The sequence below is a fragment of the Providencia sp. SP181 genome, from assembly GCF_050446505.1.
Classification (GTDB): Bacteria; Pseudomonadota; Gammaproteobacteria; order Enterobacterales; family Enterobacteriaceae; genus Providencia; species Providencia vermicola.
The window spans coordinates 183449-210088 of record NZ_JBBPXM010000004.1 but is presented as its reverse complement, the minus strand read 5'-3'; the positions used below and the strand labels follow the sequence as shown (position 1 = coordinate 210088).

Annotated in this window: 34 protein-coding genes and 1 tRNA gene; 33 read left to right on the top strand and 2 right to left on the bottom strand. The window is 42.5% G+C overall.

Translation table 11 applies throughout. The annotated features are described in order from the left end of the window. The first annotated feature begins 221 nt into the window (after nt 1–221). The 22 genes from AABS66_RS08810 to AABS66_RS08705 all read left to right on the top strand — a co-directional run bounded on the left by AABS66_RS08810 (nt 222) and on the right by AABS66_RS08705 (nt 14815). Nucleotides 222–296: transfer RNA gene (locus AABS66_RS08810), tRNA-Asn, on the top strand. Between the two features lie 132 nt (nt 297–428). Continuing rightward, complete coding sequence (locus tag AABS66_RS08805) at nt 429–746, top strand: phage holin, lambda family (RefSeq protein WP_166687377.1); 318 nt, start codon at nt 429–431, stop codon at nt 744–746. After that, entirely contained in the window at nt 739–1221 is a 483-nt protein-coding gene (locus AABS66_RS08800) for a TIGR02594 family protein (protein ID WP_430224800.1), read from the top strand. Before AABS66_RS08805 ends, AABS66_RS08800 begins: the two co-directional genes overlap by 8 nt. A 224-nt stretch (nt 1222–1445) precedes the next feature. Then, entirely contained in the window at nt 1446–1742 is a 297-nt protein-coding gene (gene lysC, locus AABS66_RS08795; protein WP_430224798.1) for an Rz1-like lysis system protein LysC, read from the top strand. A gap of 863 nt (nt 1743–2605) precedes the next feature. Continuing rightward, nucleotides 2606–2845: a hypothetical protein gene (locus AABS66_RS08790; RefSeq protein ID WP_395347155.1), complete on the top strand. Its 240-nt coding sequence runs from the start codon at nt 2606–2608 to the stop codon at nt 2843–2845. 63 nt (nt 2846–2908) lie between these two features. Continuing rightward, nucleotides 2909–3169: a DUF2560 family protein gene (locus AABS66_RS08785; protein ID WP_430224797.1), complete on the top strand. Its 261-nt coding sequence runs from the start codon at nt 2909–2911 to the stop codon at nt 3167–3169. Between the two features lie 137 nt (nt 3170–3306). Continuing rightward, the gene (locus AABS66_RS08780) at nt 3307–3774 is read left to right on the top strand and encodes a hypothetical protein (RefSeq protein WP_272683433.1); all 468 of its coding nucleotides are present in this window, start codon (nt 3307–3309) and stop codon (nt 3772–3774) included. Nucleotides 3775–3783: 9 nt separating this feature from the next. Next, nucleotides 3784–4386 (top strand): hypothetical protein, encoded by a 603-nt coding sequence (locus tag AABS66_RS08775; protein WP_430224796.1) that lies wholly within the window; start codon nt 3784–3786, stop codon nt 4384–4386. Nucleotides 4387–4388: 2 nt separating this feature from the next. Then, a complete protein-coding gene (locus AABS66_RS08770; protein WP_430224795.1) occupies nt 4389–5870 on the top strand; it encodes a terminase in 1482 nt (493 codons plus the stop codon). Nucleotides 5871–5881: 11 nt separating this feature from the next. Continuing rightward, complete coding sequence (locus AABS66_RS08765; RefSeq protein ID WP_430224794.1) at nt 5882–7324, top strand: anti-CBASS protein Acb1 family protein; 1443 nt, start codon at nt 5882–5884, stop codon at nt 7322–7324. Then, nucleotides 7278–8288 (top strand): phage minor head protein, encoded by a 1011-nt coding sequence (locus AABS66_RS08760; protein WP_430224793.1) that lies wholly within the window; start codon nt 7278–7280, stop codon nt 8286–8288. Before AABS66_RS08765 ends, AABS66_RS08760 begins: the two co-directional genes overlap by 47 nt. A 12-nt stretch (nt 8289–8300) precedes the next feature. Continuing rightward, on the top strand, nt 8301–9695 hold the full coding sequence (locus AABS66_RS08755) for a DUF2213 domain-containing protein (RefSeq protein ID WP_430224792.1): 1395 nt from the start codon (nt 8301–8303) through the stop codon (nt 9693–9695). Between the two features lie 3 nt (nt 9696–9698). Next, a complete protein-coding gene (locus tag AABS66_RS08750) occupies nt 9699–10139 on the top strand; it encodes a hypothetical protein (protein WP_430224791.1) in 441 nt (146 codons plus the stop codon). A gap of 10 nt (nt 10140–10149) precedes the next feature. Continuing rightward, the gene (locus AABS66_RS08745) at nt 10150–11214 is read left to right on the top strand and encodes a major capsid protein (protein ID WP_430224790.1); all 1065 of its coding nucleotides are present in this window, start codon (nt 10150–10152) and stop codon (nt 11212–11214) included. A 9-nt stretch (nt 11215–11223) separates the two neighbouring features. Beyond that, entirely contained in the window at nt 11224–11433 is a 210-nt protein-coding gene (locus AABS66_RS08740) for a hypothetical protein (protein ID WP_430224789.1), read from the top strand. Beyond that, nucleotides 11417–11788, top strand: a complete 372-nt coding sequence (locus AABS66_RS08735; protein WP_430224788.1) for a DUF7370 family protein — start codon at nt 11417–11419, stop codon at nt 11786–11788. Before AABS66_RS08740 ends, AABS66_RS08735 begins: the two co-directional genes overlap by 17 nt. Next, on the top strand, nt 11785–12150 hold the full coding sequence (locus tag AABS66_RS08730) for a hypothetical protein (protein ID WP_430224787.1): 366 nt from the start codon (nt 11785–11787) through the stop codon (nt 12148–12150). The genes AABS66_RS08735 and AABS66_RS08730 overlap by 4 nt, the downstream gene beginning before the upstream one ends. Nucleotide 12151: 1 nt before the next feature. Continuing rightward, nucleotides 12152–12553 (top strand): hypothetical protein, encoded by a 402-nt coding sequence (locus AABS66_RS08725; RefSeq protein WP_209102107.1) that lies wholly within the window; start codon nt 12152–12154, stop codon nt 12551–12553. Continuing rightward, nucleotides 12550–12933 (top strand): phage tail termination protein, encoded by a 384-nt coding sequence (locus AABS66_RS08720; RefSeq protein WP_272658801.1) that lies wholly within the window; start codon nt 12550–12552, stop codon nt 12931–12933. The genes AABS66_RS08725 and AABS66_RS08720 overlap by 4 nt, the downstream gene beginning before the upstream one ends. 14 nt (nt 12934–12947) lie before the next feature. Continuing rightward, on the top strand, nt 12948–13673 hold the full coding sequence (locus AABS66_RS08715) for a phage tail tube protein (RefSeq protein ID WP_140171656.1): 726 nt from the start codon (nt 12948–12950) through the stop codon (nt 13671–13673). A gap of 33 nt (nt 13674–13706) precedes the next feature. After that, complete coding sequence (locus tag AABS66_RS08710) at nt 13707–14348, top strand: DUF6246 family protein (protein WP_430224786.1); 642 nt, start codon at nt 13707–13709, stop codon at nt 14346–14348. 2 nt (nt 14349–14350) lie between these two features. Further along, complete coding sequence (locus AABS66_RS08705) at nt 14351–14815, top strand: hypothetical protein (protein ID WP_430224785.1); 465 nt, start codon at nt 14351–14353, stop codon at nt 14813–14815. Between the two features lie 58 nt (nt 14816–14873). On the opposite strand, the gene AABS66_RS08700 is transcribed toward AABS66_RS08705, so the two are convergent. Both AABS66_RS08700 and AABS66_RS08695 read right to left on the bottom strand, forming a co-directional pair. Next, entirely contained in the window at nt 14874–15959 is a 1086-nt protein-coding gene (locus tag AABS66_RS08700) for a phage antirepressor N-terminal domain-containing protein (protein ID WP_430224784.1), read from the bottom strand. Nucleotides 15960–16029: 70 nt separating this feature from the next. Continuing rightward, nucleotides 16030–16182, bottom strand: coding sequence for an Arc family DNA-binding protein (locus AABS66_RS08695; RefSeq protein WP_230089741.1), 153 nt, complete (start codon nt 16180–16182; stop codon nt 16030–16032). 119 nt (nt 16183–16301) lie between these two features. On the opposite strand from AABS66_RS08695, the gene AABS66_RS08690 reads away from it, so the two are divergent. The 11 genes from AABS66_RS08690 to AABS66_RS08640 all read left to right on the top strand — a co-directional run bounded on the left by AABS66_RS08690 (nt 16302) and on the right by AABS66_RS08640 (nt 26607). After that, on the top strand, nt 16302–16547 hold the full coding sequence (locus AABS66_RS08690; protein ID WP_430224783.1) for an Arc family DNA-binding protein: 246 nt from the start codon (nt 16302–16304) through the stop codon (nt 16545–16547). Then, a complete protein-coding gene (locus tag AABS66_RS08685; protein ID WP_430224782.1) occupies nt 16544–17680 on the top strand; it encodes an ATP-binding protein in 1137 nt (378 codons plus the stop codon). The genes AABS66_RS08690 and AABS66_RS08685 overlap by 4 nt, the downstream gene beginning before the upstream one ends. Further along, nucleotides 17677–17994, top strand: coding sequence for an STAS-like domain-containing protein (locus tag AABS66_RS08680; protein ID WP_272674605.1), 318 nt, complete (start codon nt 17677–17679; stop codon nt 17992–17994). The genes AABS66_RS08685 and AABS66_RS08680 overlap by 4 nt, the downstream gene beginning before the upstream one ends. A 4-nt stretch (nt 17995–17998) precedes the next feature. Further along, nucleotides 17999–18493: a hypothetical protein gene (locus tag AABS66_RS08675; RefSeq protein WP_430224781.1), complete on the top strand. Its 495-nt coding sequence runs from the start codon at nt 17999–18001 to the stop codon at nt 18491–18493. Between the two features lie 224 nt (nt 18494–18717). Beyond that, nucleotides 18718–19197, top strand: a complete 480-nt coding sequence (locus AABS66_RS08670) for a type VI secretion system-associated protein TagO (protein WP_430224780.1) — start codon at nt 18718–18720, stop codon at nt 19195–19197. A gap of 16 nt (nt 19198–19213) precedes the next feature. After that, a complete protein-coding gene (locus AABS66_RS08665; protein ID WP_239978633.1) occupies nt 19214–19534 on the top strand; it encodes a hypothetical protein in 321 nt (106 codons plus the stop codon). Nucleotides 19535–19646: 112 nt separating this feature from the next. Next, nucleotides 19647–22766: a tape measure protein gene (locus AABS66_RS08660; RefSeq protein ID WP_430224779.1), complete on the top strand. Its 3120-nt coding sequence runs from the start codon at nt 19647–19649 to the stop codon at nt 22764–22766. 38 nt (nt 22767–22804) lie between these two features. Continuing rightward, the gene (locus tag AABS66_RS08655) at nt 22805–23260 is read left to right on the top strand and encodes a hypothetical protein (RefSeq protein WP_430224879.1); all 456 of its coding nucleotides are present in this window, start codon (nt 22805–22807) and stop codon (nt 23258–23260) included. Continuing rightward, entirely contained in the window at nt 23257–23724 is a 468-nt protein-coding gene (locus AABS66_RS08650) for a DUF1833 family protein (protein WP_430224778.1), read from the top strand. Before AABS66_RS08655 ends, AABS66_RS08650 begins: the two co-directional genes overlap by 4 nt. After that, a complete protein-coding gene (locus AABS66_RS08645; protein ID WP_272672267.1) occupies nt 23724–24116 on the top strand; it encodes an NlpC/P60 family protein in 393 nt (130 codons plus the stop codon). The genes AABS66_RS08650 and AABS66_RS08645 overlap by 1 nt, the downstream gene beginning before the upstream one ends. 76 nt (nt 24117–24192) lie before the next feature. Beyond that, nucleotides 24193–26607, top strand: a complete 2415-nt coding sequence (locus AABS66_RS08640; protein ID WP_430224777.1) for a host specificity factor TipJ family phage tail protein — start codon at nt 24193–24195, stop codon at nt 26605–26607. Nucleotides 26608–26640 lie beyond the last annotated feature (33 nt).

Here is a 26640-nt window from a genome sequence, read left to right as displayed (position 1 = left end):
TAGTTGGTCACTTCGTCTATTTGGACTGGAACTCCAACCGCATCGGCTGAGAGGTCGATATATCTTGCAATGGATGGTTATACTTTAATCATCATTTCTACCAGTGTGTTAAGTAAGTACGGTCGTGGTGTCCTGACATCTCCGATCTGAGCGTCATCCCCGGCAAGGGATTATGCTTAATTAATAGAGCCTCTACTTCGGTAGGGGCTTTTCGCGTTTAAGGGTTAGTCGTATAAAGGTTATTACGGAAGGCTGTTAACCTTCTTATCGTGGTTCGATTCCACGCTATCCCGCCAATTTAAAGAGGTCGCCTAGTGCGGCCTTTTTTCGTATACGCCGCCACAGAATCAATCACCCTCGTTATCAATTAACACAAGAGCTGTGCGCGGCTATCTATTAACTAAATTCCTCCAACGTAGGGGGTGAGTATGAAATGTATGAAAGACACCCCTGAATTCTGGGAGCAGGTATTTAACTACCTATCTCAATACAAAGAGCAAGGAATGTTTGCTGGTCTAGCTGGTACGGTTGCGATATTGCGCGGGCTGTATAACGGAGGTGGATGGTGGAAAACGCTACTAGATGGTTTCTTGTGTGCGTTCCTCGGTTGGTTTGCAAAAGACCTACTAGCATTTTTTGGTATGAGTGCTGATTTTGCTTACTTAGCAAGTGTAATGATTGGTTACTGGGGCGTGGCCAAAATAAGCGGAATGATTAAAGGCAAGGCGGGAGTGAATAATGACTGAACCTAAATGGCTAACTGAAGCTAGAAAAGAAATTGGTGTGTCTGAGCATACCACTGAAGGCTCTAAAGCTGTTGACCAAATGTGGATTGATAGCAAGCTGCGTGGCTTGGTTGGTAGCGCGAGAAAAGTTCCTTGGTGCGCTGGCTTCGTCAATGCCATGTTAGAGCGTGCTGGTATTAAGTCTCCTCGCAAAGATGCTTCAAGTTCATATGATACTTTCGGGCAAAAGCTAACAGAGCCTAAATATGGCTGCATTGTTCGCTTCTCACGCTCAGGCGGTGGCCATGTTGGTTTCTGCGTTGGTAAGACTGCAAATGGCTCACTTCTTATCTTGGGTGGTAATCAATCAGACGCAGTAAACATCAAAGCGTTTGGAACTGACCGAGTTGTTGCTTATCGCTGGCCTGATGGCGTTGAAGTAGATAACCGACCGCTACCAATTGGTGATGCTGCGCTGTCAGTGAAAGAGTCGTGATATGAAATGGATAACTAGCCCAATCACTGGCTGGCTTGCTGCGTTTCTATTTTTCTCCCTCTGGATTCTATCTGCATTAACTTATGAGAAAGAGTTAAGCAACCAGAAAGACCAAAAGATTATAGAGAGTAACCTGATAGTTTTTAATGCCTATCGGGCGCTCTCTATATTTGACCGTATTTCACAATCCAACATCAAAGCAAAGCAATTAGAGGACTCGGAACATGTCAAAGTTAAGACTGTTATCAAAACAGTGCTCAAAGACAATGAGTGCGCTAATACTGCTGTGCCCGATGATGTTGTTAGTGAGTTGCGGAAGTACAAGAGAGGTATTGATTCCCGTTCAGCCAGTACCGATACCAGCACAATTAACCGCTGATTGTCCTCAGCCTGATGTACCAGAGCGTATGGACTGGAAAGATATGCCACAACTGCTAGTTGATGCGATGAACTCAATAGCAAAGTGCAACTTAGATAAAAAGGCGATTAGAGAGATTGAAGCGGGGAGGGCAAAAAAATAGCCCGCACCCGCTAGTCAGGTATGGGCTGACAGTATGTACAGCTAGATTAATTATTATTATGTCTTCTTTTTTAGAATAGTATATTAACTGATAAATAAGTGTAAAAAATCTTAACGAAATGTGTCAGCCTCGCAATAGCGGGGTTTTTTAATGGCTTCTTCGCAATTAAGTGAGGTGGCGTATATCTTACAGGAAGAGGCTTAATGCAATATGACAAAGTGCAATATTGTTAAGAGTGATATTCGAGGGGGTTGGGCTGGAAGGTTAGGCGCTAAGAATGGCGATGGCCAGAGCGATAGCGTGTTCTGGGTTTGTATTCTGCAGACATGCATAAGCACCGATGGCTAAGATAAATTTAATTGATATTTCTAAAATGCGAATCATATATTCCTCCTTGGGTTAATTAAAATGAGCAAAAATCGCTTGCTCTTTCTAGAGTGTCACGTAAATACGAATACATAAATTTAGACTTGGAGTTTTACTGTTTGGTCGGATTGATTGGCTAATAGTAACTAAGGTCGTCTCTATATAGTGAGTGTCATTATTTCTTCCTTCTTTGAGTGTATCCTAAATAGTTAACATTATTAGATACTGGTTAATTGGTTCTGTTCTAGATAGGGCCCACTATCACCATTTGATGTGTTGCTCCCTATATGAGTACCTATTATTTTTGTCCAACACGTTGGACGGAATAATGATGATTGTAATTAGCAACCCACTATATGGAGTCACATTAATTGCAATGTGTATAATAAGAGGTGGGTATCAAGGAAAACTGGCGTTATCTAAGCTACTAGGAGTGACTTAGCGGCCTTTTTTATGATGAAATAGTGTTAATTAATTTAACCAATTAGGTGCAAATGATGGATAAACAAGACGATTTAATTAAGCACTTACCTTGGACTGGCGCTGCATTAAAAGTTGCACTGGTAATGACAGTAGAAACAATGAAACTGACACCAGAGGAAGCTTATAGTCAAAATATCACTGTTGTAGTTGGCCCATTCGCTAGACCATACAGAGAGATAATGGCAATAGCCGAAGAGTATGGTGAAAAGGAAATACCTAAGTCGATGCGCGATAAGCCGCTGGATATTAAATAGACAACAAGAATTCACAATGACCCGCCTAGTGCGGGTTTTTTATTACCTAAAGAAAGGCAATTTATGACTACTGAACTAACAGCAAAAGAGAAAATCCGCTTAGGCTTACTTAAGCTAACAGGCAATAACACCGCAGCAACCGCAAAGGCAATTAAGCTCATCAACGACGACCAGCTTGAATATGAATTATTTGTCCAACTGTGGAATAGCAGCAACGGCAACTTTGATAACGGCAGCGTCGATACATTAACGAAAGTTGATTCCGTTTATCAACGAGTGCAGGAAACAAAGAAAACGTTATTCAACGATGAAGTAGCAGAATAACCAATTTATAAAATTCTACAAACGTCATTCATGGAGTGGCGTTAATAGAGATTTATATAAGTTTATGACGGCAAAGGTATCACTGATTGCCGATGGTATATAAATATAACCAGTTAATTGTTCTGATTGAGGTGTGTATGACAACAATAGCATGGGATGGCGAAACGCTAGCAGCAGATAGCCAATCTCAAGTTGGCAGCATGATAACAAGCTTAAACAACCAGAAGATACATCAGCCTCAACATGGCAAGTGGGTAATAAATAATAGTGAAATTAAAGCCATCGGTATTACTGGTGACACATCATGCGTTGATGAGGTTATATCCAAGCTTCATGACGGCATCACTTACGAATCTGAGTTCGCATCTATTGTAGATTTTTGCTTGATTGCAGTAACAAACAAAGGGGCAGCATACGGACTAAGCAAAGATAAGGGCGATATACTCCCATCAATATTTAGAGTTGGGGATATGTTTGCCATTGGCTCTGGTGACGTATACGCAATGGCTGCAATGAAAAGCGGGAAGACAGCAAAAGAAGCTGTGGAGGTAGCAATATCGCTAGATGTTTATAGTGGCGGTGAGATTCAAGAATTCTCTCTATAAGGAAACATTATGGCTAAAAGACCAGATTGGGAGGCCATCGAGTCGGCTTACCGAGCTGGCGTGATGTCACTCCGAGAAATAGCTTCACAGCATGGCATATCTGAAGGAGCTATACGCAAAAGAGCAAAGAAGGATGACTGGTCGCGAGACCTTAACGCAAAGATAAAATCCCGTGCAGATGATTTGGTACGCAAAGAGGAAGTACGCAAGCAGGTACGCAGCGAAACAGTACTTTCAGAGCGCGTACTTATTGAGGCGACCGCCGAAGTCATCGCTAGTGTTCGCATGGAACATAGGGGGGATATTCGCAGGGCAAGAGAGTTAACCAATAACTTGTTTGATGAGCTATCGGCTGAATGTGCCGATGTGCCAGCTTTAAGTAAATTGGGCGAGCTAATGTTTAGTCCTGATGATAACGGGCGCGATAAGCTAAATGAAATTTACAACTCAATCATTTCTCTCCCTGAGCGCGTTAAGTCAGTCAAAGCATTAAGTGAAACGCTTAAAAATCTAGTTGGCCTTGAACGTCAAGCGTACGGGCTAGATGAAGTACAACCGAATAAGACAGCTAGCCAGCTATCAGAACTAATGGACGACTTATCTAAGGAATAATCATGAAGCCAGAACATCTTGCATTATTGAGAGATAAGCTCTGGCGATTGAATCACCTGTACTGGATCACCAACAAAGAGGGTAAGCCAGTTCGATTTAAAATGACGCCTGAGCAGCTTGAATACTTTGAAGGGATGCACACGCGAAACGTTATCTTAAAGGCTCGGCAACTAGGTTTTACGACTGAGGTCTGCATCATCCAATTGGACGCAGCGCTATTTGAGGCAGCTAAATGTGCATTGATAGCTCATACGCTAAATGATGCTAAGCGTCTATTCAGGGAAAAGATAAAGTATGCCTACGAAAAATTACCTGATGAAATTAAAGCAGCAAATCCAGCGAGTAATGATGCGGCTGGTGAATTGGTTTTTAGTAAAGGCGGCTCACTTTATATCAGCACGTCATTTCGTGGCGGTACACTCCGATATTTACATGTATCTGAGTTCGGCAAGATATGCGCTAAGTATCCAGAGAAAGCCCGTGAGATTGTCACTGGTGCGTTTGAGGCAGTATCAAGCGATTGTTTCACGACGATTGAAAGCACAGCGGAAGGCCGAGCAGGTTATTTTTATGATTACTGCCAGTCTGCTGAGAAAGCACAAATTCAGAGTAAGACTCTCTCTAACTTAGATTGGAAATTCTTTTTCTTCTCGTGGTGGAAGAATCCTGAATATGCCATTGACCCTGTTGAGCCACTACCAAAACGGTTAGTCGATTACTTCGATGAGATGGCTAGCAAACACGGCGTTCACCTCAATGAGCGCCAGAAAGCTTGGTACTACGCCAAAGAGAAAACACTCGGCGACGATATGAAGCGGGAATATCCGTCAATACCGTCTGAGGCATTTCAGCAATCAGTGGAAGGTGCTTATTACGCCAAACAATTCCGCTTTCTGTACGAAAACAAACGTATTGGCGCACTCCCTGATAACTCACACTTACCTGTGCATACGTACTGGGATATTGGTGTGGGTGATTCAACATCAATCTGGTTTATTCGTGAGGTTGGTGAGGAATTTCACGTTATCGACCATTACTCAAACAGTGGTGAAGGTCTGCGGCACTATATGAAAGTGCTGAAAGATAAAGGCTACACATACGAGAGTCACAATGGACCACACGATATTGAGAATAGGGAATTTGGCTCTGATGCTAAATCACGGAAAGAATTAGCCCGTGAAGGGTATGAAATTGACGGACAGGTTTACTCAATTCGATTTAATGTCGTGCCGAGAGTATCTATCGATGAGGGTATCGAAGCGGTACGTGAAATTCTCCCTCATTGTGCTTTTGATGAGCATAAATGTAGTGAAGGCATTACTCATCTTGAGGCTTATCGCAAAGAGTGGGATGACAAAAAGGGATGCTGGAAAGATAAACCACTTCACGACTACACATCACATGATGCTGATGGGTTCCGTTACTTTGCTGTAAGTAGACGAAATAAACGGAAGCATGCAGGAATGCTAGTTAGAAAACGTTAATGAGGGCAAAAATGGAAGTAAATCAACAACGGCTATCATTAGCGGTTAATAACGCATTGAAAGCCGCACAAAGAGCCAGAATGTCCTACGTTCAGTCGCTAGGAACTGGCAATACTAAAAGACCTCGAATATGGAATGAGTTTGGCTGGCCTGAAAATCTAAGCTTTGATGATTTTTACAAGGCGTATGATCGCAATGCGCTAGGTGGTGCTGCGGTTGATAGATACATATCTGGGTGTTGGATTGATTACCCTGAAATATTCGAAGGTGACGAAGAGGCAGACCAAGACGGCTCAACAGATTGGGATAAAGGCCTTAATAAGCTACTCAAAAAACACTGGGAGCAGGTTGTAGAGGCTGATAAACGCAATTTAGTAGGTCGATATTCTGGTTTAATTATTCAGATTAAAGACAACAGGCCTTGGAATGAGCCAGTCGATACTAGCATTGTTAAAAAACTAAAAGATAAGGCCATTGTTCGTTTAATCCCTGCATGGGAAGCGCAGCTTGATGTTAAAACTTGGGATGAAGACCAAGCAAGCGAAAACTACTCCATGCCAACGATGTACTCGTTTACCGAAATGGCAGTGGGAGATGACAGCGACGGATCACCATCTCGAATAATTGATATTCATCCTGACAGAGTTATAACGCTTATCGAAGGCGCTGCTGATGGCAAAATGTCCTCAGGCGTATCTTTACTGAGAAAAGGCTATAACAAGCTACTCGATATCGAAAAGGTTTCTGGAGGTAGTGCCGAGGGATTCCTTAAAAACGCTAGCAGACAACTTAACTACGCATTCAGTAAAGAAACTGATTTTAATGCATTAGCAGAAGCGTTAGGAACGAATATAGAAGGGCTCCCAGATGCGCTTGATGAGCAGGTTCGACGGCTAAATCAAAGCATTGACGCCTCAGTATTAATGCAAGAAGGCTCGGCAAGCGTGCTTTCTGTTGCCGCAGCCGACCCTGAACCAACATGGCGCACATTGTTAGCTGAGTTTGCGGCGTCAATCAACATGCCAGTTAAGGTGCTTATCGGTCAAATTACAGGTGAGCGCGCCTCAACTGAGGATATGAAGGATTGGGCTAGAACCTGTAAATCAAGGCGTGAAGGGTTTCTTGCAAAAGTCATTACTGACCTGATCCACCAATTTGGAAGGCTTGGCGTTATTGAGCAAAAAGATGAGATAACAGTAAGTTGGTCAGATTTGCTCGCACCTAGTCAATCTGAAAAGTTGGATAACATGAGTAAAGCTGCTGATGTTGCAATGAAGACGCAAAACTCATTCGGGCGCTCAGTTCTAATGGAGAACGAGATTAGGGCACTTGGCGAGTACCCAACGTTGCCAGAATTTGAGAACAGCGATCCGCCAGAGTCAGGCCCTAAAGGAGACCCATTAGTCGATGATGAAGAATCAAAAGATAGGGTCGCCGATAATACCAAGGAATAAGGCTGACCCAACACAATCAGGGCGGCAAGTTAGAAAGATGTTCCGTGATATTGATAATCGGTATTACGAACTCAAGAAAGCACTCAAGCAACTATTCGACCTGTCATTTACTGGCAGAGAGAAAACGCAATCACCAACTCAAAGTTACATACTCGCTAAAAACACACAGAATGAGCCTGACACGATTTTTAAGGTTAACTCTGGCGTTTATATATATGACCTAGCGGAACGCCCTACGGAGTACGCTAGGTTCCTAGAAAGACTGCAATCAATACTTGATGACTACCTACTCGAAGGTGGTGACGAGCGATTGTGGGCGTTTGGTTATGTATCTGATGAGTATGAGCGCGGTACATTGAATGCTTACACTAACTTGGCTGTTCAATCTGAAGTCTACGCACAGCAAACAACACTTACTTATCTACTGTCACAGCCAGCTTATCAGAATCAGGTTGCAGCGGCGTTTATCTCTACTTATAGCGATTGGCGCGGATTGTCTGATGCTGCACGCACTGACTTGGCTAATGTTATCGGCACATCAATAGCCAGAGGCATAAACCCACGCGAAACAGCGCGGATAGTTAGCCAACGGTTAGATGTATCGATGACCCGAGCAAAGGCCATCGCACAGACTGAGCAAGTTGGCGCACTTCGTAGGGCGAACTGGAATGAAACGACATGGGCTAGCGAAAGGTTAGGGCTGAAAACTGGCATCTTATGGATATCAGCACTCAAGCCGACCACTAGGCCAAGTCATGCAGCACGTAGCGGTAAGATATTTACTGTTGAGGAGGTGGAGTATTTCTACTCAATCAACGGGAATCGCTATAACTGCTACTGCGCTAATCAACCAGTATTGCTCAATGAAGATGGCACACTGCATAACCCTAGTATTTTAGACAGGCTCATTCAGTCGCGTGATGAGTGGGAAGAAAAGCGACAGGAATCAACAAGCAATTCATAAAGAGGCCAACACATGAAGCTATCCAGCATTCATGTTAAATCACTGGCTGTCAATTCCTCCAATATCTCAACTGAAACTATCGATGGTGATGAGCATATCGTCATTCGAGGCGTTGTGCCTGTCATCGATGATGTTGTGATGAACGGTGGTTTATATCCAGCTAGTGAGATTAACAGTAGTTTTAAATCGATGGAGGGGCGGCAGTGTCCATATGGTCATCCTAAAATCGGCACTGATTATGTATCGGCAGACATGCCACGGGCAGTAAACCAATATCACATTGGGGCATGGGCTGAAAACGTCCGCAAGGATGGCGAAAAGGTCATCATGGATGTGAAAGTAAACCGTCGTTTTGCTGATGGTTGCGAGAAAGGGAAGGAATTCCTATCCCGCATCGATGACATTATCGCGGGCAATAGCTCCGATCCAATTCATGTCTCAACAGGGCTATTGCTCCAGCGCGAACAGAACAAAGGCAAGTCAAAGGGTAAAGCCTACACATGGGTCGCCAGAAACATGCACTTTGACCATATCGCTATTTTACCCGCGTCAGAACCGGGGGCAGCTACGCCAGAAGATGGAGTGGGAATGTTCGTGAATAGCGAGGGTGAGAAGCTAGAAACTGAAACCGCAGAGCTTATTGATGCCGCAAACTGCACGCAAGAAGGCTTGTTTAACAAAGCTAAGTTCTTTTTCGCTAACAACTCATTCTCATTTGAAGATATCTATTCCGCATTACGTGCGGCATTACGCAATGCTTCCAGTGGCGATGATTGGCCTTATCCCGAAATGGTATGGCCCGATAAATTCATTTACTACAAATCAGGTAAAACCTACCAACAAAAATACCTCATGAACGATGACGGAGACGCCGAACTCGTTGGTGAGCCTATCGAAGTTGTGCGCAAGCCAACAGAGTACGAAGTTAAAACCAATAAGGAAACTAACCCGATGAAAGAAATCATCACGAATGCGCTGAAGGCGAAAGGCATCGAAACAGAAGGTAAATCTGATGCTGAATTACTGGATGCGTACAACCAAATGAACGCCGAAGAAAAGAAAGAGGAAACGCCAGAAGAAAAAGCTGCGCGTGAGAAAAAAGAGAAAGCGGAAAAAGATACCGCAACAAACACGGATGCCATCACAGCAGCAGTGAATGCGGCAATTAAACCACTAACAGACAAAATTGACACATTGGAAGGCCAGTTAAACGCTAATGCTGACAAAGAAGTAAATGCCATGCGTGAAGCTGTGAAAGCCAAATTCGGCATGTCCGATATTGCTGTCAATGCACTAAGTGGCGACCCACTGAAAGAGCTATACGCGCAGTGCAATGTATCACATGGCCTGAACGGTTCATTCCAACAAGTCAATTTCTCTCAATCAGTTTCAGATATGCCGGAGTAAAACATGGCGAATAAAAAACGTGTAATTCATGCGGGTGGTGTATTCACTAACCCATTGCTACACCGTGAAGGTGCGGCTGCGGCTGACACTAAAGCGGGCGTTATCGGTTTCTATGATGAGACCACTGCTAAATTCACGCCATCAGTCGATGGTAAAGAAGCGAACATTTTGTATGTGGCCAACTTTGATTATCTGCGCTGCCAGACAGTTGACGATGTAATCAAGGCGGGTGATTGGGTTGTTGCAATTCAACCAATGCAAGGTCTGTTCCTAAACGTGCGTGCCGCCGCTGGCACTTACAAGAAAGGTCAAGCGGTTATTGTTGCTAATGGTCAAATCACACTGGCAACGGGCGCAGAAGGCGAAGCAGTATTTGCCTATGTCGAAGAAGATACAGCCTTAACCGTTACGGCGGGTGAGCTGGTTCGTGTTGTGTTCAAGTAAGGAGAACTGAATGTTTTATTTTTCAACTAAGAAGGCAACCGAAACGGGGAACCTTGAAGCCAACCAAGCGCAATTCGGTGCGTTGAGTTTGGAGCGTAACTCATCTGCTCAGGCTGTGGCTGACTTTATTTCTCGAGCTCGTAATTTGCCAGTTCTAGATGCTGCCAATGCGGTGGACGACATTAAACGCCTGTACAAAGCGTATGACCAGACTGTGTTAGCTGAATTCCAGCCAAACACTGAATTCACTTTGCTAAACGACCTTATGGGCCTATCTCGCTCAGTTCGTATTGATGAATCGGTCTATGAATATGCACGTAAAGGCGGTGGCGGTGTGGCTCACACGTCAATGAGTGGTCAGGTCGGTGCGTTACTTGAGGCTAGCGCTTATAGCTTCGATGGAACAATGGTGCCAATTCATGACACTGGCTTTAAGTTCACATGGCGTGACCCTATTTTCGGCAAAGGCTCTGCACTGGCTTCGTTATCTGATGCTCAGAAAGACTCTGTTGATACTGTTCGCCGTAAGTACCTCGATTTTATCTGGAATGGTTTCCGTGATGCTGCGGGTAACTTCATTGCGTTTGATGGTAAGACGTTTAAAGGCTTGCGTGGTGATGAGCGCGTAGCTCAAGTGACATTGAATATCAATTTAGCAACTGAGCAAGACGGCAAGAAAATCCGCACTGAAATCATCAAACTGCGTGACGTGCTGAAGCTGCAAAACCTGCAATATGGTGAGCAAACTTGGTACGTGTCTGGCGAAATTCTGTCTAACTGGGAATCTGTATACTTCGATGTTAACCAAACCCGAACCATTCTTGAAGAAATCAAGAAAATCACGGGCATTAAAGACATCAAAGAAGACTATGAGCTGAAAGGTAACGAAGTTCTGATTGTTCCGCTGGGTGCTGGTGTTATCGCTCCTATTGTCGGTCAGGCATTCGGTACTGTTGCAGACCCTCGCCAGTTCTATAACTCAGATTATGTATGGCGCACATGGGGTGCTGCTGGTCTGATGGTTAAGCAAGACATTGCGGGTCACTTCTCAGTTATTCACGCTAAAGGCGCATAAGGGGGATTCATGGCACTGGTAAAGGTTATTTCAAGTAACTTCTTTGCTGGTGCCGACCTCAAAAAGCAAGAGGTTGGCGCTCAGCTGGAAGTGTCAGAAGAAACCGCTGAAACATGGCTACGGGCTGGTCTGGTAGAACGAATCGAAGAGCGAAAACTCGAAGTCGCCACGCCAGAGAATAAAAAGGGTAAAGGTAAATCAGATGGTGATAACACTTGATGACGTAAAGCCAATGATAGCCGAGCTTGGGTTTACATTGCCTGATTCCGTGCTGTTGTTGCTACTGGATCAAGTGAATGCAAAATCTGAATGCTTGGCGGCTAACTATGATGAGTCGCTGCAAAAGCTGCTTCTAGTTTATGCGCTGGTTCGCCTTGCCTCATTGTCTGGTGCTCGAAAGATATCATCACAAGGCGCTCCTAACGGGGCGTCACGCTCGTTTACTTATGACTCTGCTGGGACAGATTATTTACTGAAACAGTTGAGAGCATGGGACGCGGCAGGGTGTTTATCATCGTTACCACTGGCGAGTAAATCGGTTGGGTTCTTTGGTGTGGTAGGGGGTTACTCGTGAGTAATACCGCTGAGTGGGTCTATACCAATGTCGCGACTGTTTACCCTGTGAGTCGCGGCGGTCGATACGGCGATGAGATTATCTACGGCACACCTTATTTAATCGCTTGCACGTTCAAAGGTAGTAACGAGGTTGCGAAAGATGATTTCGGGACTGAGTTTGTTACTAAAGACTTGTACAACACCGAAATGAAGTATCAAGGTCAGCCTGTTCGCCATCCTGTCCGTGGTGACTATATCGCGCAGGAAGATACAACAGCTATTCTCGACCCAAGGTTAGCGAATGCGAGTCAAATTGTTGTGGTAAGCAAAGATGACATGAGTTTCTTTGGTGAAGAATATGACTACGTGATAAGGACGTGATATGGGTGTAAAAGTCAAAGGTATCAGGCGAGTTAAGTCTAACATTAGTCTAGAGTTGCAAGATATAGCTAATAATCGTACCGCCAGAGTATTAACAGAAGTTGCTATAACTGGCGCTAAGTATGCCGCCTTACTTACCCCTATAAAATCATCGACACTAATTAATAGCCAGTATCGACAGCTTCATAAATTATCTGATGGCTATGAGGCTAGAGTGGGCTATTCGGCAAACTATGCAGCAGCAGTCAACGCGGCAAAAGGAACGCTGAAAGGCAAACCTAGACCGGATGGCAGCGGTAATTATTGGGATCCTAACGCAGAGCCTGATTTCTTACGCAAAGGTTTTGAAGTAGATGGAGCGCAGGAAATACAGGAAGTTATTAGGCGAGGTTACAAAATATGACCTCAAGTGAAATATATGATGCGATTGGAGATTGGCTTGTTTCGCATAATTTCAGCGCAGGATATAGGTTACAAAAGCGGTTCTGGAAGGAGTCAGAAGGCAGCCAGATAGATAGATTTATGGTTATTCAACGGATGGGCGGCGCTAATTCAGAAGAAGCCGTTACTCGCGATAGCTACAGAATACTTCTTATTTCAGCGATTGGTGATACGAATATTGATGAGGTTGATGATTTGGCCTCAAGGATTCGAAGCGCCATGCTTGATGACTACCAAACAGGTTGCATTATTTCAATGCGCCCAATCGGCGGTATCTCAGACCATATGAGTGAAAACCGCATCTTTTTCGAAATCAATTTCAACACAATAATCTCACGATAACGGAGTAAATAAACATGGCATGTGAATCAGGTGCATTCACAGGGCGCGACGTCGTTGTATTTTATGCAATTGCGTGCCCTGAGAACAAACCATCACCAATGGACTACGGTCGCCTTGGTATGATGCGCGGAAAGTCGTCTGCTACTGAATGGGAAACGGTAGACGCAACGGGCGATATGTCGCCACAAAATACACAGGAAAGTTTAGTTTCGTATAAAAACGTCACTTTCTCGGGTGATGGCGTATCTCGTAAAGAGTCTTTATACGGTCAGAAAGAGCTTAAACGCCACGTTAACAACCCTGAAACTACATCAGGCCAACCTTATGTATGGTTCAAGATTGTTAGCCCTACAGATATCACAGAAGGCTGTTTCTTAGTGACTAGCTGGAGTGATGAATATCCACACGATGACGTAGCGACTTGGTCTATTGAAGCCAATAGCGCAGGTGGTGTCGATATCCGCGATATTCCAGAAGAAATCGTAATCACCAAGCAGCCAGTAGACCAAACTCTAACTGTGGGCCAAACGCTAACTCTGTCTGTGGAAGCTAAATCCACCGATGGCTCAGCGCTAACTTACCAATGGAAGAAAGGTAACAGTAATGTGTCTGGCGGTACTGCTGCGACATTCACCAAGCAGGCAACAGTTGCTGGTGATGCAGGGGAATATACTTGCGTTATCACTTCAACTTCTGCGGGTAGTGTTACTTCAAGTCAAGCAACAGTCACCATTTCTTAATCTAAGGGGCGTAAGCCCCTCTATTGAGGTCTCATGCAAGTATTAACGGATGTAGGGCAAATAGCGGTGATTGTCGATGGTAAGCCATATCATTTGATCCCGTCATTTTCGGCAATGGCTAGGCTATCTCAAAACTCACCCACACGATTAACTGATATTTTCGTTACTGTACACGGAGGTCGATTTCCTAACCTGAAAAACCCGATGCTAGCAAAAAATGCAGCGGCGATTTGCTTTGCTAATATGGTCATGGAATGCAAAGAAGTGATTGAAAAGTGCTGTAACGAAAAAGTTAGTGCGTTAATTGGCAATCTCAGCGTCAACCGTAAAGGCTGGCTAAGCTATCGAGAAGGTCGCTTGAAGCTACAGGATATTATCACTCTTGCCCGTCACCTTATGCGCCACGGCATCATGGGCGACCAAAAGCCCGATGAAGACGAAGAACCACAAGGCAAATTCACAAACGAGTTCGACCCGCGCATCTATGTCTATCTTGCTGTTGCTCATCTAGGCATTAGCGAACAGGAAGCATGGGGAATGACAATGACAGGTTTCCGCGCTGCAATGGAAGCTAAATTTCCCCGTAGCGAGAAAGATAAAATCCCATCCAATAAGCGGTATGAAGAAGCTATGGATTGGGCTGATAAAATTATTATGCGTGATAATGCGAGGTAGCCGTGTGTAAAACAGCCTATGAGATGGTGCTGGAGGCAGCCGAAAAATTAAAGACAATGCCTAAAGATGAATTCATTGATTTACTTGAGAGGTCAGGAGTTACTATGAGAGAGCCTAAGCCAACAACAAAGCCCGTTCCGTCGTCAGATATTTATGAGCGTCATCCTGCCATGCTATCTTGGCCTAGAGATAAAATAAGCAATGGCGTTGTAGAAATACTTTCTGATTGTGCTGCTGATGTAATGCGAGATAAAGGCATATTTGCTTTTAATCGGTACATCGAATGCAGTCAGGAACACGGATATAACTGTGTAGTGTTTCAAGTAGAGTCTAGTGAAGCATATTCTATTGGTGATCTAAATAATGACTTAGCTGAATTGATAGTTAACCGTGGTATTGCTGGTCTCAGCGCATTTGCTATGTTTGAAAGAGGTAGCGCGCCGTTTTATTCAACAGTAGGTCTTTGATATTGTTTAATTATAGCGATTCGCGAAAGTTGATAGCCCGTCCATGGGCTGGGGTGGATTAGGCTAAGAGTTTGGCCTCTGGTTTTCCTTTAAGGGTTAATAAATTGCAATAAACAACGCCGTTGAGTTCAGATAACTGCTTGGATACTTCAGATTCTAAGTTAGGATTTAACTTTTTAATTGCTGGCGCTAGTGTGTTTCGCCATTCATCTATGATTGACTTGATAATATTGTGAGCCACAGAAGTATTGCTTAGCAAAATATCTGAGAGCTGCCTTTCTTTTCTATTTAAACTGCTAGTATTAACTTCGTAATGATGTTGTAGAGCTTTTAACCAAAAATAGGCTGCATCTATATTTACGCCCATGCTTCTAAGTTTGGTCAGCACTTCAATTAGTGGGTTCGGGTATTCAGCCATATTCTTAAGCATCTTTTGAGGATATCTATAGAATTCAGATAGTGATTCTGCTTTATCAACACCCTCAAGGTCAAACAGCCAATCGAACCTATCAAAGAATGACATTGGCATTGCAAGGTTTTCAAGTCCAACCTGTGGTAACTGCTGTTTAGGAATGTATTCACCTTCTAGCGCATCAAGAAATGAAATGGCTTGCGGTATCTGTTCAGGTAGTAACTCGTTGATGTGCTCAACGCCGAACTCTTTGTGAACATGCTTCCAGATATCAGGATAAATATTACCGACACCAGTAGCAATTAAACGCTCAGCTGTTTGACGTAGCGGAGTAAGTTCTTTTGCTGTTGATTGACGAGCATTCGCTTTAGCCTTAACTTCGCCAGTAGTCCAATACTCATAGAGTACGTCGTCGCTTCTATCTTGGTATGCGGCAACTTTCTCTCTTATTTCAGGTTTTACTTTGTTTATGTTTATCGTATGAAGCCAGCCAGTTAACTTTTTAAGGGCTAGGCAAACAACACTGCGACGTTGATTATCGCATGGAAGCTGCATTGTGATATTCACAACACAGGTTTTAAATCTTTGTTTTATCTTAGTATATTGTGAAGCCCAATCTAATCCCATTCCCTCAATGAATGGTCGCATAGCTACGAATGGCTGACCTTCATAATTAACCAGATAAAGGTTATCACCGTGGAAAGGTACATTAATTGTTGATATAGTATTCATAGTTCGTTTCCTTTAGACTCGGACTAATTAAGGAAGCCTCGACTGTTCGCGCAGTTGGGGCTTCGCTGTTTTAAGAACTCAATAAACCATCTTGTATGAGCGTTCGCTTTAATCTCTGAACCAACTCTGAATTCAGAGATCTTCCTTCTTTCTTTGCAATAATCTTCAAAATTTCTTTGATTTCGGGGTCGATTCTTAACCCTAATGGGGAAACTTCTCTCATCCTCATTTTTTTGCCCTTTGTGTAGCTAAAGTGTAGCCATAAAGCTATCAACTTAAAAGTATTTAGTCAATATTATTTTAGCTACACTGTGATGCTAAATATTGCAGAGGGTAGCTACAATGAAAGGCATGAGAGGCTTAACGCCAATGGGCGTTAGAATACCTGATGATTTAAAAGAAAAAATTCAAAAGAGAGCACTTAAAAATGGGCGCTCTATGAACTCGGAAATAATAATGATCCTGCAGGAAGCTGTAGATGGAGAAAGAAAGCCGAAGAACATAGACGAACTAGCCAACTTAGAATCAGATAAGTTCAAAGAGCTATTCATGGAAACCGTCAAGAAGATGTATGAGGGTGAATCATGAATAAGCATAGAGGAATGCCAAAAAAAGCACTTAAAAAGAAACGCTTCAAATTGAAAAGGAAGTTATTTAATGCCAAATCTTCTACTTCTTGGGATGTTTTAGAGTTTCTGAGGTATAAATCTAAAAGGTACAAGTACTACGGAATAAAAAGAAATAGCTCAAAAAGAGTTAAGAAAAATAGCCAAAGAGTTTATTTTGAAGCCCCTGTTTACATTGACTATTATTATAATAATGATAAAAACCATATGGTTATGAATAAATTTCTTGATGAAGTCAGGCAGTGTGTTATAAATTCGAATCGTAGGGTATTCATTGATTTCTCTAAAACTAAACTAATCAGCGCTGCGGCAATGTTATCATTTCTAGCTGAAGTTGATGTTTTAATTAAAAAAAGTTCATATGGAGTGAATGCAATAGCATTTTCTCATCCAAAAGATGAAAAAATAGAAAGTATACTCAAACAGGTAGGGTTTTATGACCTGTTAAAAAAAGATAAAAGGGAAACTCCAGAGTACGATGATGTAACATTTTGGAAATATACTTCAGGCGTTTGCTCTGAACCTGTTTTAGCATCTCAAATGATGAGTGGTATTAAACAAGAACTAGAAAGAGTAAAGAGTCGAAAATTGTATCGAGGTTTTGTTGAGGCCATGTCAAACTCAGTGGAGCATGCATATTTAGACGATGATCAGCATAGTGAGCAGGAGCAAACAGCAAAATGGTGGACATTCGCTGGTATTAACAAAGACAAAGAACTTATTGTAGTTATTTGTGATAAAGGAGTAGGGATACCATCGACACTACCTAAAACTCAAGGGGTGTCAGTGTTAAGAGAATTTTTTGAATCCATTATGGTTTCTTTGCAGAACGTTAGGGATTCAACATATATAAAAGCTGCAGCAACTATGTCTGAGACTAGAACTGGACAGAATAATAGAGGTAAAGGTTTTAGTGATATAACGTCAGTTATCGATAATATAGGTGCTGGTAATTTATCTATCTTTTCTAATAAAGGCAGGTATATATATGGTGGTAAGCATCGAGCAACTAAAGAAATAGTTAAGGATTATAAAACTTCAGTGTGTGGTACAATAATTGAATGGACTATTCCTCTTGAGGTGGATGATAAATGAGCAAGATTAAAGTTGCGGATAGATACCCATGCCCTGGTCCAAGGTATAAGCGATTAGGACCAAGCTCTGGTGAAGAATTTCGCGAGTGGATTGAAAAGGAATTAAAAAAATCAGACATATTAACTATCGATTTAGATGGAACTGAAGGATATGGGTCATCTTTTTTGGAGGAGTCTTTTGGCGGATTAATAAGGAAAAATTATCCTGTTGAATTAGTAAAATCTATTGTTCTGATATCTAATGAAGAGCCAGAGCTTATAGACGAAATTAATGAATATATAAATGATGCCGTAGATGATATGAAAAAGGAGTAACTTTATGTCATATGATGAATTTACTTCTTTGTTTTTAGATAAAAATCAATATATAACATGGATTTTAGTTTTGGCTGGATGGGGCGTGTCCGTGAAAATCGCGTGCAGCCAAGTAAATCAAGGAAAAATATTAGCCAAGAGCGAGCGGATAATAAGTAATCATAATGAAAGCGTCAGGTTGTTAAGAGAAAAGATAAATAAATATGAGGATTTTTGCTTGGACTTTTGGACAATAAAAAAAATAGATGAGCAAAATCCACAATTAACACTAATGAAAATAGCATCAAAACTTAAAGAAATAACTGATATTTCTAGGGATATCCAAAACCTTGGCGGAGGAAAGTATCCTCGTAAGGCATTCATGGAATTGAGAAAATTTACCACTAACGACAAAGAATTGGATAATAGGCCATTATCTATAGACTCCACTCATGTCGGCATCATTAGATTGAGGTGTCGTGAAATAAAAAAACTGTATCAACTTAAAGATACTAACTAAAAATTGATTTTCTATCCGACTTAAGCCGCTTTTGCGGCTTTTTGTTTGCTTCAATTTGCACCCCCGCTAAGCTAACATTACTGAAACTAATTGATGGGATGGTGAGATGTCCGCTAGTGGAGATATCGATCACGAAATCAAGAATAGAAAGTAAATTTATCTTTAGTAATGTAATGATAATACATAACATAAGAATAATTTATTACTTACAAGGGATTTTTATAGTGAAAAGATTATTTGTTGTCTTATCTTTGCTTCTCTCTGCCTCTGCTTTTTCGTCTGATTATGAGAGGGTTGGGGATTGGTTGGTGAATAAAGAAGAGAACAAGCTTACGGATAAAACCGATTACTATGCAATGCTATCTGCGAAAGACCAAGATGTATCATTAATATTGCGTTGTCAGAATAATAAAACTGAAGCTTATTTATCAATGGAAGATTATATGGGCAGCGGGTATGGGTCAAAAGTAACAATAAGAACTGACAAGGGGAAGCCTGTTTCCCAATCGTGGGGGATTGGAGAGGGTGGGACATCATTATTCGCACCAAAAGCAACAACCTTTATAAAGAGCCTTATAGGAAAGAAAAGTTTAATAACGGGTTATAGCCCTTACGGTAAATCTCAATTGGTTGCGGAATTTAATATTGAGAATGCAGATGTAGTGGCAAAAGAAATCTCATCAGCTTGCGGTTGGAAGCTATAACCAAAGGGAGTTGCATGTGATAAAAAAAATTATAGCTATTTTTGTTGTTTTAATCATTGCAATATCCGTTTTTGCATACAACAAACTTACAATATTTACGGTTCAACCGATTGGTGCTATACCAGATGGTGTGACAGTTGTTATGTGGAAAAAAGGTGATATGCGCTTCTTTGAGAGCGCCGATGGCTTATGTATGCAAAGAGTTGGCGGGGTAAGCCTGATATGTAGAATGTCCATGTTAGGTAATGCGATTGACAAAGATAATATTATTATCAGGTTACCTTACAGTGATTATGCATATTTAAAATCAACTGATGGCAAGAAATTTGATAGATAAGCCATACAGAAAAATCAAATAAGTTTATGAACCCTGCCAACTGGCGGGGTTTTTTGTTTTAGCTAAAGGCTCATACATTTGTATGGGCTTTCTTTTTTTAAAGAGGTTAACAATGACATTAAATGCAGGTTCAGTAGAGTTCATTATTAAAGCCGATACAGAGTCTCTATTAACATCTAACAGGCAGGTAGATAAAAGCCTGAGTGACCTTGACGCAAGCTTTGAAAAGACATCAAGGTCAGTGGACAAAACAGAAAAGGCTATGTTTTCTCTTTCAAAAACAGCGGCTTTAGTTGCCTCCGCTCTTTCTGTTGGTGCTGTGGTTAATGCCGTTGATGAATGGGGGCAAATGGCTGCGCGGATCAAGATGGCTCTTAATTCAGTTGAGGGAGATATAAGCCGTTACTCTGAACTACAAAATAGATTTTTAGAAGTGAGTAACCGCAATGGTAAAGCGATAGAAACTGTTCAGGCGCTGTATGCAGGTTCTGCAACATCAATGAAAGAATTGGGTTACAACACAACCCAAACTATGGACTATATAGAATCATTGTCATCAGCATTTACAGCGAACGCTACTGGTGCACAACAAACAGAATCGGCAATGAATGCATTAAATCGAGCAATGGTAGTCGGAGTTCTGCGCGGTAATGATTGGCACTCAGTCTTAAACGCAACCCCGTCAGTGGTTGGTGATATCGCCAAGGAATTATCACGTTTACGTGGCGGCGTTAAAGTAACAGAAAATGATGTAAAAAAAATGGCTATGGAAACAGGTATTTCCATGAAGCTATTCGTTGATTCAACAACTGCTGCGAAGAATGCAAACAATGCTTTAGCTGATAGCATGGATAACACCGTTCAGGATGGTTTCACCAAGCTTACTAACTCAGCTAAAGCATATTACGGAGAGCTAAATCAGACACTCGGAATCACAAGGTCAGTATCTGCTGGGTTCGCTGTATTAACAGAAAACTTTGACTACCTAGCAAAAGCTATCACCGCTATTGTCGCTGTCGGCGCAGCAAGATATTTTGGCAATTTATCAACTCAAATAGTTAAATTTGGTGCCGATTCAGCTAAGGCAGCAATAGACAGCAAGAGGCTGGCAGTAGAAAAATTAAATACAGTTAAAGTCACTTTGCAACAAATACAAAGTGAAAAGGCCTTAATAATGACTTCTCAGCAGTCATTAAGCGCTCAACTAACAGCAGCGAAAACAGAGCTTCAAAGAACGGCAATCAGGAAGCAATTAGCAACAAATTCAGCTGAGCTGGTAGCAATAGCAAAAGCAGAGACTATTGCTACAGATCAACTAGCAATCGCTCAATCTAGGTTAAATGCTGCCTCAAGAGCTTTAACTGGTTCAATGAACTTACTTAAAAGCGGGTTGAGTTTTATAGGCGGGCCAGCTGGGGCTGCAATGATAGCAGCGGGTGCTATTTATTACTTTTGGAATCAAGCTGAACAGGCAAAAGAAAAGGCATTAGCTTTCTCAGATAGCATTAAAGAATTAAGAGACAGCTTCAATGAAATGAGTGTAGCTGCTATTAGGGGAAATCTAGCTGATGCACAGGACTCAATAAAAGCACAACAAAAAGAAATTGGCATTTTAAAAGCTGACCTAATGGGGCTAAGAGATGCCTATAAGATTGTTAGTGGTGATGGCGACCGCCTCGCAGAAGTCCAACGAAAAATAGACCAGAAAACAAAGGAGCTTGAAGAAAGCACTAAAAGACTTGAAGAGACAATGAAATTTGCATCAGATGCACAGTCACTACTTAACACCAAAGTAAACAGTGCTGAAGAAGCATTTCAAACAGCAGCAAAAAGTACAAGAAACTACGCCAATGCATTGGGCGTTGCTATTGGGTATATGAATGCAGCTGCTGAAGCAAAAGCCAATCTAAATGAAGAAAATGCCAAGGAAGTCAGGTCTGATGATGGCGATAAATATATTCAACAGTTAAAAGATCAAAACGAACTTTTAAACATCCAAGGTAAAAGAGCTAGAGCTGTTGCGGCAGAAAAGCAAAGACAGCTAAAAGCTGGTACTGCTGCTGACTCCGAACAAATGAAGGAAGCTCTTGCGCTAGCTGGTGCGAACTATGATTTATCTGAGGCAGAAAAAAACCGCACCAAAAGCACAAAGGAATCATCAAAAACAACCAATGAAGCCGCTGATGCATTAAAGAAACAGTACGAAGCAGTTGCTAGGCTTAACACTGGGTATAAAGATAACTCCTTGGAAATGGCTAAATATGATGCTGTTGTGAGACTTGGTAATAAAGCGACACAAGAGCAGATCAATAAAGCCAAGGAATTAGCTGAGGCACAATGGAAGGCTGAGGAAGCAGTAAGAAACTTAGCTCAAGCAGAACAGGGAAGAAAGTACGCCAATCAAGAGATAGCTGCTGGCAAGGTTGCTGAAAATCCTTACACCAATACAGCAGAAGACCCACTCGCTCAGATAAACCTACAGGAACAGCAAAAGTTAGAAGCTTTAGAAAAGTATCGGCTTATTGATACTGAAAACGCTCAATTGTATGAGGATGCCAAAACCGCAATCATGCAGCAAGCAACATATGATCGCGAAAGAATACTCAAGCAAGAGCAAGATGAATACAAAAACAATATGGCTGGCCTTCTTGGTTCCACGTCTGAGTTTGCGAGTTCACTTGCTGGAGCGTTCGGTGATGCTGTCGGTGAGTCAAATGCAGCGTATAAAGCGTTGTTTGCGGTTAGTAAAGCGTTTGCAATTGCTCAAGCATCGTTAAACCTTCAAACGGCAATCGGTAATGCTCTTGCAATGCCTTGGCCTGCAAATATCCCAGCAATAGCGCAAGCAATGGCGGCAGGTTCTCAACTGGTTAATGCTGTAAGAGGTGTTAATTACGGCGGTCGTCGCTACGGCGGTAACGTGTCAGGCGGCAATCCATACCGTATTAATGAATCGGGAGAATCTGAGATATTCCAGACTTACGACGGAAAACAGGCGTTCATTCCGAATAAGTCAGGGAGGGTTATTCCTGCGGATAAGGCGAACGGTAACAAAAATATCAATTTGAATATTATATTTAACGACCATTCATCAGGTAATCACCGGTTTGAAGCCGAAGCAACGCAAAATGGCGACACATTGACCGTCCAAGCGTTTCTAACTGACATGAATGAGAAGGGGCCAATGCATCGCGCTATTACCCAAAACACTACCGCGACAACAAGGCTATAGAGGTAATGATGGACGAAATTATTGATTACCCTCGCGGTATGCCATTGCCGATTAGGGCAGACAAAAACATGACCATCGACACGGGATTTAGGACTGACCAGCCACAGGTTGGCGCTCCTATTTTCCAGCCTCTTACGGATGATTTAAAAACTGTCTGGAGTGTGCGGTGGGTATTGAGACGAGAGCAGGAAAGGCGCTTTGCTCAATGGCTGCGAAGCCCTAACTATCTTGATAATGGTAAGCGCTGGTTTCGCATGGAGATTGATTTGGGTGGGAGTGGACTACAAGAGCAAATAGTCCACTTCGTTCAAATGCCAGTGCAGACATCGATAGTTGCTGGCGTGGTGACGTGGACGGGAAGCATTATTTGCCGAAAACTGAACAATACAGATGATGAGTTCGGAGACCTGATAGTAGAGCTATTACCTGAAGAGTGGGGATTGCTCGATATCGTCGTCACCGAGCGATTACCACGATGTAAGGAGGGCGAATGAAGTTAAGAGAGTACAGAGCGCAACGGCCGATGCGCACATTCTACGAAACCATTCAATTCTCCCACGATTCATTCGGAAACATTCATTTAGTCAGCTTGCAGATAGAGCCTAAAGTATTGGGCGGTGTTGAGTATCAGCCGTGTAACTTTGAACTCGCTGAAAGCCAGCAAAGCAAAACGCCGATTATCGATGCTTCTGTTAAGTTTAGCCGAGTCGCGCAGGACTTTAAGCAGCAACTCAAGCTATGGCGGTCAAACACTCGAATGAAGCCAGTTATCGCAACGTTTAGATTGTTTGATTCAGCCGACAAAGATAATCCGATAAGCGAATGGTCGCTGTACGTGAAAGACTGCTCACTTGATGCGGAGTCGGTCACTGTCACGCTGTCGATGAATAACCCGTTAAATAAGAACGTTGGGCGCATTTACACGATGGAAGAATTCACAGTCTTGGAGACGGTTTAATGACGAGAAATGAATTCATAAACAAGATGATAGGCAAGCCGTGGAAGAATCGGGCGTGTACGTTTGAAGCGTGTGATTGTTGGGCGCTGGTTGTACTTTACTATAGGTACGTACTAGGTACAGAAATTCATCATGACGCTGGCTACGAATCGGACCATGATTTTGTAACTTGCTATGAGAATGAGGTCGAGTTTTGGCAGCGTACCGAGCATCCAGTAGATGATGGGATATTCATTGGTTATCGCGGCTCTCAGCCAGCTCACATAGGGTTAGTTATCGACGGTAATGCATTTCATAGCAGGGGCGAGAATGGTGCTGTACGCATGGATAGGCTTATTGTGCTTGAGAAGAAATTCACAAAATTGGAGTTTATGAAATATGCCGATAGTTGAAATTCAGCGAATAGCGGGAACACCTAAAGAAAGAGTCGATTTAACGGTCGGCTCTTTTTTTTATAGTGATTTTCTAGTGCATCAAAAGTTGCATACCGATGTGGTGATTATCGTTAACGGCCGTGAACTGCAAGAAGATGACGAGTTAGATTTCGAGATAACACCGACTCACTTTATTCAAGTATTCGACCAGCCAAAGGGTGTTATAGGCGATATTCTGAATCCAGTGTTTAACTTGGTTACAAAGGTATTCTCGTTTCTTGCGCCTAAAACACCGTCATTTTCTGCGGCTGAGTCGAATGTTAAAGATAGCCCGAATAACAGGCTAACAGGTCAAACAAACGTTGCTCGAGCGTATCAAGCAAGACCAGAAATACACGGTCAAGTAAGGGCATTTCCTGACCTAATTCAGCAGTCGATGTTTGAGTATAACAATAATCTCAAGACAGTAACCGAGTGGCTAAACATCGGTATTGGCGAATATAAAACGGAAAGCATCCGATTTGCAGAGTCAGATTTTACCGCAATGGCTGGCGCTAGCTACAAGATATATAGGCCAAAAGAAGTTATCCCGCTGATTAACGAAGGTTTTGAGTTCCCTGATATTGACGGGCAAGAATTGCCGGGACCTAACGAAAGTAAGGACATCCCTAGATACACAGCAGAGGCAAGCGAAGTTGTTGAAATTAAATTACTTGGCGGAAATGCATACGCGAAGATAGTTAAGCAGGATGACTTCGATTACTTCACTCAGGTTGTATTCCCTCGCTACATATCAATGCTAATAAGCGTTAGCTATGAAATTATGGCCTACAACAATGAAACAGGCCAGATGGAGCAAATAATGATAACAAAAAACATCACGGTTGATGCGAGGCTGACATCCTATGCGGAAACTGATGATGAATCAGTCATTCTCCCTGTTGAGTACTACACGTTCTTTTTTGATGAGTTATCTGGTAGTGAGTTTTCTCAATTACCTTCAAACACAAGAATAAACACAACTAAGTTTGTTATGTATGACAACCAGTTTCTAACAGTTGGACCATTCTTTTCTCCTGTCGATGGCGATCAGTTATGGGTGCATACTCAAGGTCAATTAGACGGTGGAAGTACGGCTAATGCACGGATAGATTACTGGAAAGTCGATGTTAATAATGAAGAGGTGGCAGGAACTAGGAAGAGTAAAAGCATATCAATACATGCAAATAACGGAGCGAGAAACTACTACAGAACAGACAAAATTGACTTAATTGATGGATATAGTCGCTATGCGGTTCAGTTAACTCGTGTAAACAACAGTAGCGACAGAAGCATAATGAAAGTCGAAAACGCTCACATTGTCAGAGTTCGTGAGAATGTCGTTTTTGAGAATGACACGATTGTTAATGTGTCAGTGAGAGCAACTGAAGCACCAACTGGGGCGAGAGAGCGCAAATACAATCTGCTGGCTACTCGCATGGTCATTTCATATGACCGAGCATCAAAGCAAGTTGATTACACGCTCAGGCCATCACGGAGTTTTGCTGATGCGGTGCTGCATACATGGTTAATTACCGCAGGAGAAAGCGAGAAGAATATCGACATTGACGGGCTATATCGAATTTACGATAGTTTGCCAGATGAGCGACTAGGGTATTTCGACTACACCTTTGACGATGAGGATATCTCACTAGGTCAACGCATCGAAACTATCTGTAATGCTGCACGAGTGACAGCTTATTTCGACAATGCCGTACTGACATTCTCACGGGAGCAGTCCAGCGAATTCCCAATGACCACATTCAACCGTTCCAACATCACAGGCAACGATATGAAGATATCGTATGACATGTCGATGCCTAGCGGATATGACGGGATTGAGTTGGAGTATGTCGAGCCAGTTCGCAACAAGAAAGACTATATCCGCTATCGAGTTGATGAAAATGGCATCACTGAAGGACTATCACGCACACCGAATAAGATTGTTTTGCAAGGTTGTCGTAATAGATATCAAGCAATGGATAGGGCGTTGCTAGAAGCCAACCGACTTATTCATCAACGAACAAGTATCAGCCTGACGACTCTTGCAGACGGTGGGAATGTGTACCCTAGCGATATGGTACTTATTGCTGATACTTACGACTCAAATCAGCAAGCTGGTTACATCACTGAGCGAAAAGGGGAGGTATTCACAACCAGTGAAAAGATTAAATTCGATGATGAAATGTGGGTATATCTCACTGATTCAATGGGTTACACAACGCAGAAGTTTAAAGCAGAGCCAAGGCCAGATACTGAGTTTGGCTTTATTGCAAGCGTGCCAGAAGATATTGAGCTCAATTTTTACGATGGATATCAGAAACAATCACCTTCTAGGTATGTGATTGCAACCTCAATTGAGACTGAAAACATCAAGTGGGTGATAACTGATAAGCGCCCACTCGGTGGCGAACGTTACACCATAACCGCAACAGAATATTTCGACGCAAAACCAGACTATAACGCATAACAGCAATCATTAACCAACAAGCCAGCCATTAGA